This window comes from Oryzibacter oryziterrae, from assembly GCF_021864535.1.
In the GTDB taxonomy this organism is placed as follows: Bacteria; Pseudomonadota; Alphaproteobacteria; order Rhizobiales; family Pleomorphomonadaceae; genus Pleomorphomonas; species Pleomorphomonas oryziterrae.
Map to the genome: position 1 here is coordinate 241765 of NZ_JAKJIC010000004.1, position 13742 is coordinate 255506.

10 protein-coding genes are annotated in these 13742 nt (G+C 66.0%); 6 read left to right on the forward strand and 4 right to left on the reverse strand.

From position 1 onward, the window contains the following. Nucleotides 1–38 precede the first annotated feature (38 nt). From urtC to L2I41_RS06820, 5 genes are all read left to right on the forward strand, one after another. Complete coding sequence (gene urtC / locus L2I41_RS06800) at nucleotides 39–1181, forward strand: urea ABC transporter permease subunit UrtC (protein WP_237152761.1); 1143 nt, start codon at nucleotides 39–41, stop codon at nucleotides 1179–1181. Beyond that, nucleotides 1178–1930, forward strand: a complete 753-nt coding sequence (gene urtD, locus L2I41_RS06805; RefSeq protein ID WP_237152762.1) for an urea ABC transporter ATP-binding protein UrtD — start codon at nucleotides 1178–1180, stop codon at nucleotides 1928–1930. Before urtC ends, urtD begins: the two co-directional genes overlap by 4 nt. A gap of 25 nt (nucleotides 1931–1955) precedes the next feature. Beyond that, complete coding sequence (gene urtE / locus L2I41_RS06810; RefSeq protein ID WP_237152763.1) at nucleotides 1956–2651, forward strand: urea ABC transporter ATP-binding subunit UrtE; 696 nt, start codon at nucleotides 1956–1958, stop codon at nucleotides 2649–2651. Nucleotides 2652–3150: 499 nt separating this feature from the next. Further along, complete coding sequence (locus tag L2I41_RS06815; RefSeq protein ID WP_237152764.1) at nucleotides 3151–3489, forward strand: hypothetical protein; 339 nt, start codon at nucleotides 3151–3153, stop codon at nucleotides 3487–3489. 544 nt (nucleotides 3490–4033) lie between these two features. After that, nucleotides 4034–6427: a methyl-accepting chemotaxis protein gene (locus L2I41_RS06820; protein WP_237152765.1), complete on the forward strand. Its 2394-nt coding sequence runs from the start codon at nucleotides 4034–4036 to the stop codon at nucleotides 6425–6427. 8 nt (nucleotides 6428–6435) lie between these two features. Here the strand turns inward: L2I41_RS06820 and hrpB are convergent, their stop codons facing one another. The 3 genes from hrpB to L2I41_RS06835 form a co-directional block, all read right to left on the reverse strand. Then, the gene (gene hrpB, locus L2I41_RS06825; RefSeq protein ID WP_237152766.1) at nucleotides 6436–9018 is read right to left on the reverse strand and encodes an ATP-dependent helicase HrpB; all 2583 of its coding nucleotides are present in this window, start codon (nucleotides 9016–9018) and stop codon (nucleotides 6436–6438) included. Between the two features lie 12 nt (nucleotides 9019–9030). Further along, on the reverse strand, nucleotides 9031–10218 hold the full coding sequence (locus L2I41_RS06830; protein WP_237152767.1) for a lytic murein transglycosylase: 1188 nt from the start codon (nucleotides 10216–10218) through the stop codon (nucleotides 9031–9033). A gap of 73 nt (nucleotides 10219–10291) precedes the next feature. Beyond that, nucleotides 10292–11194 (reverse strand): DMT family transporter, encoded by a 903-nt coding sequence (locus L2I41_RS06835; RefSeq protein WP_237152769.1) that lies wholly within the window; start codon nucleotides 11192–11194, stop codon nucleotides 10292–10294. A 237-nt stretch (nucleotides 11195–11431) separates the two neighbouring features. Between L2I41_RS06835 and L2I41_RS06840 the strand changes: the two genes are divergently transcribed. Then, nucleotides 11432–12496: a glycosyltransferase gene (locus L2I41_RS06840; RefSeq protein WP_237152770.1), complete on the forward strand. Its 1065-nt coding sequence runs from the start codon at nucleotides 11432–11434 to the stop codon at nucleotides 12494–12496. On the opposite strand, the gene L2I41_RS06845 is transcribed toward L2I41_RS06840, so the two are convergent. Next, nucleotides 12486–13715 (reverse strand): glycosyltransferase, encoded by a 1230-nt coding sequence (locus L2I41_RS06845; RefSeq protein WP_237152771.1) that lies wholly within the window; start codon nucleotides 13713–13715, stop codon nucleotides 12486–12488. The genes L2I41_RS06840 and L2I41_RS06845 overlap by 11 nt on opposite strands. Nucleotides 13716–13742 lie beyond the last annotated feature (27 nt).

Below are 13742 nucleotides of genomic sequence, written 5' to 3' on the forward strand. Positions count from 1 at the left end.
AGCCAAGGCCGGAGGCCGCCGGCGACTGAGGAACAAATATGCTAACCTATTGGCTTACCAACGGTTTCGATAGAAAAGCCCAAATCGTGACGGCCGTGCTCGTGGCGCTCGCGATTGTGGTGCCGCTCGGCAGCCTCCTGCCGCCTGACGACAGCGTCCTGCACATCTCCACCTATCAGGTGACGCTGTTCGGCAAGTATCTCACCTATGCGCTGCTGGCGCTGGCGGTGGATCTGGTGTGGGGCTATTGCGGCATCCTTTCGCTCGGCCATGGCGCCTTCTTCGCCCTCGGAGGATACGCCTGCGGCATGTATCTGATGCGCCAGATCGGCACGCGCGGCGTCTATGCCGATCCGGTGCTGCCCGACTTCATGGTGTTCCTGAACTGGAAGGACCTGCCCTGGTTCTGGTACGGCTTCGACATGGCCTGGTTCGCCTTCCTGATGGTGATCCTGGTGCCCGGCCTGCTCGCCTTCGTCTTCGGCTGGTTCGCCTTCCGAAGCCGCGTCACCGGCGTCTATCTGTCCATCATCACCCAGGCCATGACCTATGCGCTGCTGCTGGCCTTCTTCCGCAATGACATGGGCTTTGGCGGCAACAACGGCCTGACCGACTTCAAGGACATCCTGGGCTATTCCATCCAGTCGCCGGGGACGCGCGCCGGCCTGTTCGCCGCCTCGGCGCTGTTCCTCGCCTTCTTCTTCGTGGTCGCCTCGGCACTCACGCGCTCCAAGCTTGGCAAGGTGCTGGTGGCGGTGCGCGACGCGGAAAGCCGCACGCGCTTCATCGGCTACCGGGTGGAACACTACAAGCTGTTCGTCTGGACGCTGAGTGCGGTGATGGCGGGCGTCGCCGGTGCGCTCTATGTGCCGCAGGTCGGTATCATCAATCCCTCCGAGTTCGATCCCGCCGCCTCGATCGAAGCGGTGATCTGGGTGGCCGTGGGCGGACGCGGCACCCTGGTCGGCGCGCTCATCGGCGCCGTGGTGGTGAACTTCGGCAAGACCTGGTTCACCGGCATGCTGCCCGAGTTGTGGCTCTTCGCCCTCGGCGGCCTGTTCGTGATCGTAACACTGTTCCTGCCGACGGGGATTGTCGGGCTGTTCGCGCGGCTGAAGAGCCTGCGCAAGCCGCCAGTCGCCCCGGTCGCGGTCGCCAACCAGAGCGGAGGCGCATCATGAGCGAGAAAGCCGAGGGCTCCATCCTCTATCTCGATGAAGTCTCTGTTTCCTTTGATGGTTTCAGGGCGATCAACAAGCTGTCGCTGGTGCTGGAACCGGGCGAGATGCGCGCGATCATCGGGCCCAACGGCGCCGGCAAGACCACGATGATGGACATCATCACCGGCAAGACCCGACCCGATTCCGGTGACGTGCTCTATGACGGCAAGGTGGATCTGACCACGCTGGACGAAGCGGGGATCGCGCGGCTGGGCATCGGCCGGAAATTCCAGAAACCGACGGTTTTTGAAAGCCATACGGTGGAGGACAATATCGAGCTGGCGCTGAAGGCCAGGCGCGGCACCTGGGCGACGCTGTTCCACCGGCGTAGCCGGTCCGAACAGGTCCGCATTGACGAACTGCTTCAAACCATTCGCCTTTCCGACAAGCGGGACCTGCTGGCGGCCAAGCTGAGCCACGGCCAGAAGCAATGGCTGGAGATCGGCATGCTGCTCGCCCAGGAGCCGCGCCTGCTGCTCGTCGACGAGCCGGCGGCCGGCATGACGGACGCGGAGACGGCCGAAACCGCCATTCTTCTCAAGGAGATAGCCAAGACGCAGAGCGTGGTGGTGGTGGAGCATGACATGACCTTCGTGAGGGATCTCGGGGTCAAGGTCACGGTTCTCCATGAAGGCAGCGTGTTGGCCGAGGGGCCGCTCGATCAGGTCTCGGCCAATCCCAAGGTCATCGAAGTCTATCTCGGGCGCTGACGCCGACATCCAAGAGGAACAGACGATGCTGAGCGTCGAAAATGTCGATCTCTACTATGGTGCGGCGCAGGCCTTGCGCAGCGTGTCGATGACCGCAGAGCCGGGCAAGGTGACCTGCGTCATGGGCCGCAACGGCGTCGGCAAGACCTCGCTGATGCGGTCCATCGTCGGGCTGCAGTCGATCGCCGCCGGCAAGATCCTGTGGGAAGGCAAGGACATAGCTGGCCTCAAGCCCTATGAACGTGCCCGCCGCGGTGTCGCCGTGGTGCCGCAGGGGCGCGAGGTGTTCCCCCTCCTGACCGTGCAGGAAAACCTCGAGACCGGTTATGCGCCGCTTGCCCGCAAGGACAAGTATATCCCGGATACCATCTTCGATCTGTTTCCGGTGCTGAAGGATATGCTGCGCCGCCGCGGCGGTGATCTCTCGGGTGGACAGCAACAGCAGCTCGCCATAGGTAGAGCTCTTGTAACGCGCCCGCGTCTCCTCGTATTGGATGAGCCGACCGAAGGTATACAGCCTTCGATCATCAAGGACATCGGTCGCGCCATCAAGTTCCTGCGTGATCAGGGTGACATGGCGATCGTTCTGGTGGAGCAGTATTTCGAATTCGCCAAGGATCTGGCCGACCTGTTCATCGTGATGGATCGCGGCGAAGTCGTGATCTCCGGCACCAAGGACTCGATGAACGAGGAGGAGGTGCGGCAGAGGATTGCAGTATAAAGCGTGAATCATGCATGTAACTACATGGCGCCTTTGTCGCAATCGCTTTGACAAAGGTCGCGCTTGCGTCGCGCCAGACCCGATGCGATGTCGCACTTAAGACACATCCGCCTCGACGGGGGCGAGCCGTCCCGGCGGGGTGTCTTGGCAGGGGGGCAAGAGAGTCTCGTACGCGTCGTACCGGCGCCCCAACGACCCCGCCGTTGCTGGTGGGCGATCATGTTGCTCAGCAGAGTCCGCAAGGACGGTCGTGATCAACGCGGCTAGTTTCGTGCTGCGGGGGTGTGCCAATAGATACTTCTATCGACGTGCCGCACATCGATGCGGAAAAATGCGCAATCAAAGACAACCATTGATATTAGTCTTGAACATGAAGCCGCTATCCCCTATCGGCACGGCTGGCGTGGGCACGCCAAGCTCGCGCCTGTAGTTGGAAGGGGTGTTTGGGATGCGTTTGTTTGCATGTGTGGCGATTTTCGCTGGCCTGGTTGCTCCGGCGATGGCCGATGAAGTTTTGCCGATCAAGCTGAAGGCCGGCCAGGGGTTTGCCGATCCGTTCTTTACCTACACGGCCTCGGGCTGTGGTTCGGCCGGTGCCTCCCGCGTGGAACTGGTCGAAGCCCCCAAGCACGGCAAGGTGACCTTCCGCTACGAAGACATCGTCAAGCAGGGCAAGCCCTGTGGTGGCCACACATTCCGCGCCAACGTGATGCACTTCAAGCCGGACGCCGGGTTCAAGGGCACCGACCGCCTGGTCTTGAAGTTCGGTCACTTCACCGATACCGACCAGATGAGCATGGTCTGGGACAAGGTGACCTATGATCTGAGCTTCCAGTAAGCCTGATCGCCGATGCCGCCCTGCGGCGGTGGCATCGGCCTATCCGGCGTCTGACCCGGCGTTGGGAGTATCCAGCGGCTCCGCCTGTTCCCGGTGGGCGGCCCTGCCTTTGGGCACGGCATTTATCCGACCGTCAAAGCAAAGGGCACGGTCAGGTGCCCCAGAGACTTCGGACTGTTGCCAGCCCGGGCAAGGGCGGGATGACCGCCTGGCATTGGCCATGAAGCGCTTCGCGACGCGACAATCTCCTTGGCGCGTCCGCGCGAAAATGGAATGCCGCGGTTGGAATATTCCGCGGGAATTTGGAATGAAAATTTCGAAATACACTCAAGCCAAGCAGATGAATGAGTGTCGGCGTAGAATACGTGCCAATATCTTCCGATTTTACCATATATTTAAACATACACTATAGCCACGAATGAGATTTCCCTGCTGGTTGGGGAGCGGCTGAGTTCAAATCGTAGCGTTCTGCGGGAAGAGGAGCCCCGGAACGGATACGCTCGCTGCCCCGGGCCGGCCGCCAAATCGACGTCGGAGGATGCGAATGGCTCGCCTGAATTTCTTTCTCGATCGACCCACGGGCTTCAAGATCGGCGCAGGTATAACCGTGATGGTGGTGCTTGCCGGCCTTATCGGAACGGCCAGCCTGCAAGGCGTCGAAGAACTGGCGCGCACGGTCGACCGCTCGTCCGGCGCGACCGGCATTCTGGTGAAGATCAACAGCGCGGTGCAGGACGTCAATCGCTTCCTGGTGGAGAATGATCCCGGCGCCATCACGTCGGCACTCTCCAACCTGAACGAGGCCGACGGCGACCTTTCGGCGACCGGCTCTGCGGATACGGCGACGGTCGAGAATCTCAAGACCACGGTGAAGGGCTTTTCCGGGGCCGTTTCCAGCCTTGACGGGGCGGCAAAGACGATTTCGGACGCTCGCACCAGCCAGGCGGACCTGTTCGCGCGGGTGATGGACGCCGCTTCGAAGAGCCAGGCGGACGCCGAACAGGCCTGGAAGGATGCTGTCGCCTCCGCATCGGCGGCGCAGACCGAAGCCGGTGCCGTTCAGAACATGATCGGCGCTGTCGGCGTGATCACCGCCAATACGGCGCGGTCCCAGCTGATGCTCGAGAACGCGGTGAAGGGGAACGCCAAGCTGATCATGCAGGCCAAGATGACGGCCTCGACGCTGAAGGGCCAGATCGCCCTGCTGCAGAAGGACGGGCCGGACACCATCAAGGCCGCCGCTGACGACATGCAGGCCACGCTCGACAAGGTGACCGCCGCTTTCGCCGCTCTGCCGGCCGATCCGCTGGCAGGCCTGGCTCCCGGCGGTCGTGTCGCCGCCCTCGACGCCATATCCGCCGATATCGAGACGATTGCCGGCAGCAATGCCAAGCTCGGCTTCTCCCTGAAAAAGGCCCTCGACGAAGCCAACCTCGCGGCCAAGCGATCCACCTTCGCCGCCGATCAGGCGCGCGAGAATGCTGCAGTTGGCCAGCAGTTGGCCGAACGCGCGCTGGAACTGAAAGGCGACGTGGCGGCCTTCGAACTCACCCGTTCCGACAAGGATGAGGCTCAGGTCCGCGCCACGCTCGACGCGGCCGGAGCCCTGGTGAAGAAGCTCACCGGCGCCGGCGCGAAGAATGTTGCCGACGATCTCGCCGCCTATCACGAGAGCTTCGCCAACATGGTCACGGCCATCAGGTCCTTCGATCAGGCTGTGGCCTCGGCACGCACCTTCGCCAGCCAGACCGCGACAGCCATCGGCAGCATGATCGCCGATCAGGCGTCGATTGCCAGCCTGCAGAAGTCCCGTTCCTGGAATGTGGTGGTGCTGGTGACGGTGGTGATCATCCTGGCGGCCGTGGGCATCGGCTTCCTGCTGACCAGGTCGATCGCCCGCCCGATCGCCTTCATCACCGACGCCATGCTGCGCCTGTCCGGCGGCGCGACCGACATCGTGTTGCAGGGCAAGACGCGCAACGACGAGATCGGCAAGATGTTCGACGCCGTCGGGGTGTTCCGCGACAATGCCGTCGAGCGCATGCGGCTCCTGGAACGAACCGGCGCGGAAGAGCGCCGGCAGACGGCGCGTGCCGAACGCGTTCAGTCGCTGATCGCCACCTTCCGCCAGCGCTCGGAAATGCTGGTGCGCACGGTCAACCGGACGGCCGATGATCTTCAGAGCACCGCGCGCCAGCTTACCGACGTTGCCGCCTCTGCGGCCGAGCAGGCCACGGCGGCCACGGCGGCCACCGACAACAGCCTGCAGGGCGTGACCACCGTTGCTTCCTCCGCCGAGGAACTGAGCGCATCCATCGGCGAGATCGGCCGGCAGGTGAGTTCGGCGTCCACCGTCGTCACCAATGCCAGCACCTCGGCCGCCACCATGAACACCCGCATCGTTGAATTGTCGCAATGCGCCGGTGAGATCGGCACCGTGGTCGGCCTCATCAAGGCAATCGCCGACCAGACCAATCTTCTCGCCCTCAACGCCACCATCGAGGCGGCCCGCGCCGGCGAGGCCGGCAAGGGCTTTGCCGTCGTGGCGGGTGAAGTGAAGTCGCTCGCCTCGCAGACGGCGCGGGCGACCGACGAGATCGCCAAGCAGATCGAGGCCATCCAGCGGGTGACCGACCAGACGGCCGACGCCGTGCGCGACATTGTCGAGCGGATGCGGTCGGCCGATCAGGCCACGGCCGCCATCGCCTCGTCGGTGGTGGAGCAGGAAGCGGCGACGGCCGAGATCTCGCGCAGCGTCCAGGTGGCGGCCCATAACTCCGAAGGCGCCAGCCGAGCCACATCGTCGCTGATGTCGGAAGTGGAAATCGCCGCGGAATCGGCCCGCGCCGTGCTTGAGGCCTCGCGGAGCGTCATCCAGGACTCGGCCCAGCTCAACGCGGCCATCGAAGAGTTCCTTACCGAAGTGGCGGCCATGTAGGCTGCCGCTCACGTCCCCCGCGGCTTGGCCCTGCGGGTGGCTTCGGCACTGACCGGATCGTCGGGCCAGGGGTGCTTGGGATAGCGCCCCTTGAGATCCTTGGCCACATCCTTCCAGGACCCGCGCCAGAAGCCGGGCAGGTCGCGCGTGGTCTGGATCGGGCGGTGCGCCGGCGACAGCAAAACGAGCGTCAAGGGCACCTTGCCGCCGGCGACCGAGGGATGCCGGTCGAGCCCGAACAGCTCCTGCACGCGGATCTCGATGGACGGGCCGGCTTCGGCGGCATAGTCGACGGGCACACGGCTGCCGGTCGGGGCCTCGAAATGGCTGGGCATCAGCCGGTCCATCTCCAGACGCTGGCCATAGGGCAACAGGCGGTCGAGTGCGTTGCCGAGCAGGGCGGCGTCGAGATCGTCGAGCCGGGTCACGCCTTGCGCAAACGGGGCCAGCCAGTCGTCGAGCGAGGCGGCCAGAGCCGCGTCGGAGAGATCCGGCCAACCGTCAGAAAATGTATGATGCAGGAATGTCGAGCGTTCGCGCAGGCGGACCTGATCCTTCGACCAGCCGAGCCGATCGACGCCGATACGGCTGACGCCGGAGAGGAGCGCGGCCACGGTCTGGGGCGTATCGGGCGCGGTCACCGGCTCCTCGGCGAGCATGAGAGCGCCGAGGCTGCGGCTGCGGCGGGCGCGCACCGAACGCGAGGCAGCGTCGAAAGTCACCAGGTCCGAGGCACGGATATGGCCGGCGAACAGCGTCTCGATCTCCTCGCGGCTGATGGCAGCGCCCAGGCGGATACGCGCCCGCTCGGCCTTGCCGGTGAGGTCGGCGACGACGATGAAGGGCGCTTTCGCAAGGCCGTCATGCGCCTCGACCAGACCGCCGCGCCCGTTGGCGAGACGGAAGGCGCCGGGCGCACCGCGCGCCTGGGCGACACGGTCGGGATAGGCGAGAGCGAGCAGGGCACCGGGGGAGAGGGAGCTGGTCGACGGCTGTGTGGCGGAAGGCGGGTTACCCCTCTCTCCAACTCTCCCCCGCAAGGGGGGAGAGGGCGGGGTAGCGATTCCGCCAACATCTGGAGACGCGTGGGGCGCGCTGACGCCGTCCGGTGAGGGCTGCCGCACCATTCTGGCCCAGCGGCTGGCCATGGCGCGGGCGTCGGTGGCGCGCTGGGAGCGGTCGGAGCGATAGCGGTCGAGGCGCGCTTCGAGGTCGGTGCTGTCGCCGCCGAGGCCCTGTTCGGTGATCAGCACGGCAATGTCGGCGGCGAGACGCTCGGCACTGAGGTCGGCGGCGCGATGCACCATGTGGGCGAGGCGCGGCGGCAGCGGCAGACGCACGAGCGCCTTGCCTTCGGCCGTGATGCGGCCGGCGTCGTCAAGGGCATCGAGCGACTTCAAGAGACCGACCGCCTCGTCCCAGGCGGGCTTGGGCGGCGGATCGAGAAAGGCGAGCGTGGCCGGATCGGTGATGCCGGAGGCGGCGAGATCCAGCACCAGCGGCGACAGGTCCGCTTCCAGGATTTCCGGCGTCGAGAAGGGCTGGAGGGCGGCGGTCTGCCCCTCGCTCCACAGGCGCCAGCAGATGCCGGGCTCGGTGCGGCCGGCGCGGCCGCGCCGCTGGTCGGCGGCGGCCCGCGAGACGCGCACGGTTTCGAGCCGGGTGAGGCCGGTGTCGGGCTCGTAGCGGGGGACGCGCGCCAGTCCGCCGTCGATGACGAGGCGCACGCCGTCGATGGTCAGCGACGTCTCGGCGATGGCAGTGGCGAGCACGAGCTTGCGGTCGGCCCCGCGACAGGGACGGATGGCGGCATCCTGCTCGGCGGGACTGAGCGTGCCGTAGAGCGGGGCGATGCGCACGCCGGGAAGGCGCCCCTCGAGGCGTTCGGCGACGCGGCGGATCTCGGCCTGCCCCGGCAGGAAGGCCAGCGCCGACCCGGCTTCCTCGCGCAGCGCGCGGGCGATGACGTCGGCCATCTGGTCCTCGAAGCGGGCGAGCGGATCGCGATCCACATGCCGCGTCTCCACCGGAAAGGCGCGGCCCTCGGAAGCGACGACCGGCGCGTCGCCCATCAGCGTGGCGACACGGGCGCCGTCGAGCGTGGCGCTCATCACGATGAGGCGGAGGTCCTCGCGCAGCGCCGCGGCGGCGTCGAGGGCCAGGGCAAGGCCGAGGTCGCCGTCGAGCGAGCGTTCGTGGAACTCGTCGAACAGCACCGCGGCGACGCCGTCGAGCGAGGGGTCGTCCACCACCATGCGGGTGAAGACGCCCTCGGTGATCACTTCGATGACGGTGCGGGCGGAGACGCGGGCATCCATGCGCACGCGATAGCCGACGGTGCCGCCCACCTCTTCACCGAGGCTCGACGCCATGCGGGCAGCGGCGGCGCGGGCGGCAATGCGGCGCGGCTCGATCAGAAGGATGCGCCCGCCGTCGCGCCAGGGCGCGTCGAGGAGCGCCAGCGGCACGCGCGTGGTCTTGCCGGCGCCGGGCGGGGCGACCAGCACGACGCGGGAACTGTCGGCGAGCGTTTGGAGAAGCTCGGGCAGCACCGCGTCGATCGGCAACCGGTCGTCGAAGGCCTTTGGCATCCGCGCTCCGGCTTAGCGAAGGGCCGACAGAAGCGCGCTGTCCGGCCAGCCGTCCGCCGGCAGGCCGGCCTTGATCTGGAAGGCGCGGACCGCGAGGCGGGTCTTCAGCCCGAGCTTGCCGTCGATCGGGCCGGGGTCCATCCCCTGGCCGGCCAGGGCCTTCTGGATGAAGGCGATGTCCGGGGCGCCCAGCGCCTCGACGACGCCATTGCCCTTGCCCACCGGCGGCGCGCCGGCGAGGCGGGTGGCGAAATAGGCGGCGGTGGTGGAATAGACGAGCGACTCGTTCCAGCCGAGATAGACGTCGAAATTGTGATAGGCGAGGAACGCGGGGCCATAGCGGCCCATGGGCAGATAGAGCGCGGCGTCGCCGGCCGGGATCGACCCGTTGGCGCCGGTGATCCCCATGTTCTGCCACTCGGAGACCGGCTTCTTGATCTCGAGATCAGCCTGGTCCCAGGGCAGTTCGCCGGGGATATTCACTTCGACGAGCCAGGGCTGGCCGGCGGCCCATCCGAGCGAATGCAGGTAATTGGCGGTGGAGGCGAGCACGTCGGCCGAGCTCTTGATCAGGTCGCGCCGACCGTCACCGTCGAAGTCGACGGCATATTTCACATAGTTGGACGGCAGGAACTGGGTCTGGCCAAGTTCGCCCGCCCAGGCGCCCTTCATCTGCTCGGGCGTCAGGTCGCCGCGCGCGACGATTTGCAGGGCGTCCACCAGCTCGTTCTGGAACATCACCGGGCGGCGGCAGTCATAGGCCAGCGTCGCCAGCGACTGGAGCGTCGGGAAGGTGCCGGTGTTGGCGCCGAAATCGCTCTCGAGGCCCCAGACGGCGACGATCACCGGCGCGGGCACGCCATATTGCTGCTCGATGCGGGCGAAGAGGTCGGCGTTCTTGGCGATCTTCTGCGCGCCCACCTGCAGGCGGTTGGAATTGACCATGCGGCCGGCGAACTGGGCGAAGGTCTGCGAGAACACGCCCTGGCCGCGGTCCTTCTTGATCACCGCCGGATCGAAGCTGACGCCGGCAAGCGCGCTGTCCACCACACTCTGGGCGACGCCGGCCTTGGTGAGGTCGCCCTTGTAGCCGGCGAGCCAGCCATCGAAGCCGTCGCCCTTGGCCGAACAGGTGGCGGCGGCAGCGGCGGAGGGCAGGAGGAGGGCGGCGATCAGCGGCAGATGCAAGGCGGATTTCATGAGCGGTCTCCGGAATATCTTCAAAGGGCAAGGCTTTGGCGGTTCAACATGGCAAAGTCGCGGCATTCTGGGCTCAGACGAGATCCTGAACGACCTCCTCGGTCGGCGCCTTGCGGCGCTCGACGATGAACAGGCCGGCGCCGATGATGATGGCGGCGCCGATCATCATCGGCAGCTTGGGGACATCGTGGAAGATCAGCCAGCCGAACAGCAAGGCCCAGAGCAGCAGCGTATACTGGATCGGCGCAATGAGTGCGGCGGGGGCGAGCTTCATCGAGCGATTGATGCACATGTGCGCCGACATGGAGATGACACCGAGCGCCGACAGCATCACCCAGTCCATGAGGCTCGGCGTCACCCAGCCGAAGGGCAACGACATCAGCCCGAGGATCAGCGCACCGATCACCTGCCAGAACACCAGTGTGGTGTCGGGCGTGGCGCGCAACTGACGGCTCTGCACGATCATCATGGCATAGCAGAGCGAGCCGCCGATGGAGATCAGCGCCGGCCAGCTGAGCGAGCCGGAGGTGGGGCGCAGCACGAAGAGCACGCCGACGAAACCGACGCCGATGGCCAGCCACTGGCGCAGGCTGACCTGTTCCTTGAGCAGGAAGGGGGAGACGGCGGCCACATAGATCGGGCCGGCCAGATAGAAGGTCATCACGTCGGCGAGCGGCAGGTAGGCCGCGGCCGTGTAGAAGAAGATGATTTCCAGCGACGACAGCACCACGCGGAACACCTGCGTGCGCGGTCGCTCCACCTGGACAAGCCGGCGCGGGCCGCTGGCCAGGACGAAGGGAAGCAGCACGGCAAGCGCGGCGATCGAGCGGGTGAGCACAACCTGGCCCGGCGAATAGGTGGCCACCAGCCATTTGCCCATCACGTCGTTGACGGCGAACATGAAGTCGCCGAACAGCATCATGAAGACACCAAGGCCGACCGTTGAAGCGGCGCGGCGTGCAGTCAAGCCAGACACGAATAACTCCATCTGCCGGACTTCATCGCACCTGCGTGGAGATACCGGCCGAACCGCCAAGTACGGTTCCTGAACGGGAAGCGCCATCCATAGCGGAAGCGAACTGATTTGACGAGCCGCGAGGCGGCAGAATCTCCGCCCTTAGCCCAATGTTCATCTTTCATGGATCAAAACTGAACAACGACAGATGGCATCATCGCGGTCCGTCTGTTCCTCTTGCCGCACTCACGAGAGACAATGTCGAGCTACCGCATCCTGCTGCACATCCGAGCCTCGGGAGGAGGGGGAGCCGAACGCGTGTTCGCCACCCTCGCCAACGGCTTCGTGCGGCGCGGCCATGCGGTGACGCTGGCGGTGGACGAACTGGTCGACGCCGACAAGCTCGACCCGCGCGTCGATCTCGTCGACCTCGGGCGCAATCATGTGAAGGGCGTGCTCAAGCTGGCGCGGCTGATCCGGCGCGGCCGCTACGACATACTCGCCGCCGGTGTCGCTGTCTCGAACGTCAAGCTGACGCTGGCCAAGCTGCTGGCGCCGTCGACGGCGCCGCTGGTGCTGTCCTATCACGGCTTCCGCGAATATCGCACGGGCAAGCTGTCGGCGGCCGCCTATTACGGCATGCCGCTGTTGCGCCTGATCGCAGCCCGGTTCATCTGCGTCTCCAACGGGCTGATGCGCGCCCTGATCGAGGAATGGCACGCTCCGGCCGATCGAACCATCCGCATCTACAATCCGGTGCCGCTGCCGGCCCACCACGTGAACGCGGAGGAGGTCAATGCGCGTCCGCCCGTGATCGGCGCCGTCGGGCGCCTCAGCGCGGAAAAGGGCATGGACGTCCTGGTCTCCGCCCTGAGGCTGATGCGGACGCCGGACGTGCGCTTGCTGATCGGCGGCGAAGGACCGGAGCGCGACAAGCTCGAAAAGCTGATCGCCGAGCTGGGCCTTCAGGACCGTGTGACCCTGGCCGGCCAGGTGGATGGACCCGGGGCGATCTATGACAAGGTCCGCGTGGCCGCGGTTCCCTCGCGCACGGAAGCCTTCGGCATGACGGCGGTGGAAGCACTGGCCCATGGCCTGCCGGTGGTCGCCAGCGATTGCGACGGACCGGCGGAGATCCTCGGCGACGGCCGTTTCGGCCTGGTGGTGCCGGTGGACGATCCGGTGTCGCTGGCCTCAGGTCTCGACCTGATGCTGTCGCGCCCGCATGATCCGGCGCTCGGCATCTGGCGCGCCGGACAGTTCTCCGATGAAATCGGCCTCGACCAGTGGGAAGCCGCCTTCGAGGCAGTGATCAGGCGCTGATTGCCAGCGATCCGCCATGGCTGCCGCGCGCGGCGCGGCCAAGGCCCTGATGCCGCTCGAACAGCTTGGGCATCTGCACCGCCACCGAATAGGGGCGCACCTTCTCCCGGATCGCGTCCGGTGCGAGACGGCTGGCGCGGATCTGCTCCCACAGGGCGGCGAAGCCGTCGGCGAGCGCATCGGCAGCCGCATCCCGGTCCTCCGGACGCTCGACCAGGAAGCCGGAGACGCCGGGCACCACGAGCGGGTCATATTGCGGCAGGCGGATACCGCCGAGCGGGCGACCGCTCGACAGCAGTTCCAGCAGATAGCAGGGCATGCCCTCGAAATAGGAGGTCAGCACACCTGCATGGCAGTTGCGCATGATCTCCGAGACACCGGCGGCGGTCTGGAAGCCGTGGCGGACGGTGAAGGGCTCGATGGCGGCAAACTCCGCGTCGCGATGCGGGTCGGACGTGCCGATATAGTGGAACTCGAACTTGCCGCCGAGGCGCGCGTGCAGGCGCGCCATGGTGGAGAACATCAGCGGCGGATCCTTGAAGGCGTCGAGACGGCCGGCGAAGACCACGCGGAACACGTCGTCGGCCGGGAAGGGCGCCGCCGGGAACTTCTCGGTGTCGACCGACACCGTCAGCATCTCCGCCTTGGCGGCGATCTTCGGCATCTCCCGCTCATAGCGAGCGATGATGTTGGGATTGACCGCGACGACGCGATCGGCAAGCCGCAAGGCCAGCTCCTCGTTGAGCCGGTGGATCCACCAGAAGCGCTTGATCAGGCTGTCCATCTTGTCGCCCTTGGAACCCTCGCCGTGCACGAGCTGCACGACCGGATGGCCAAGCGCCTTGGCGAGCATGGCGAACTCGAAGCGTTCGATTTCGGTGGAGGCCGTTTCACCCCTGGACAGGCGGCGGATGGTGAGGAAGTGGCGCAGCGCGCCGAGGGCAAAGCGCAGGGTGACCGACTGGGTCAGCTTCTTGGCGGCCGAATGGATGTTGTCGTCGGGAATGTGCACCACCGGCAGGAAGTCGATGGTGCGCCCGCCCACATCGAGCTTGATCACCTTGCCGATCTCAAGATCGCCGCGCTCGTCCATGCCGACCATCAGCACGGAGAAGTCCTCCGGATGGCGGTTCAGCATCAGGCGGACATGGGTCTCGATGCCGCCGACCTTGGCGCCGCGCGGATCGATCGGATGCAAAAGCGTAAGACGATGCGTCATGGGCGCCTCGCACAGAAAGGGAAAGGG

Excerpts from the sequence above, each read along its gene's own strand:
- urtC (WP_237152761.1), top strand. The coding sequence starts at position 39 with ATGCTAACCTATTGGCTTACCAACGGTTTCGATAGAAAAGCCCAAATC.
- urtD (WP_237152762.1), top strand. The coding sequence starts at position 1,178 with ATGAGCGAGAAAGCCGAGGGCTCCATCCTCTATCTCGATGAAGTCTCT.
- urtE (WP_237152763.1), top strand. The coding sequence starts at position 1,956 with ATGCTGAGCGTCGAAAATGTCGATCTCTACTATGGTGCGGCGCAGGCC.
- L2I41_RS06815 (WP_237152764.1), top strand. The coding sequence starts at position 3,151 with ATGGCCGATGAAGTTTTGCCGATCAAGCTGAAGGCCGGCCAGGGGTTT.
- L2I41_RS06820 (WP_237152765.1), top strand. The coding sequence starts at position 4,034 with ATGGCTCGCCTGAATTTCTTTCTCGATCGACCCACGGGCTTCAAGATC.
- hrpB (WP_237152766.1), bottom strand. The coding sequence starts at position 9,018 with ATGCCAAAGGCCTTCGACGACCGGTTGCCGATCGACGCGGTGCTGCCC.
- L2I41_RS06830 (WP_237152767.1), bottom strand. The coding sequence starts at position 10,218 with ATGAAATCCGCCTTGCATCTGCCGCTGATCGCCGCCCTCCTCCTGCCC.
- L2I41_RS06840 (WP_237152770.1), top strand. The coding sequence starts at position 11,432 with ATGTCGAGCTACCGCATCCTGCTGCACATCCGAGCCTCGGGAGGAGGG.
- L2I41_RS06845 (WP_237152771.1), bottom strand. The coding sequence starts at position 13,715 with ATGACGCATCGTCTTACGCTTTTGCATCCGATCGATCCGCGCGGCGCC.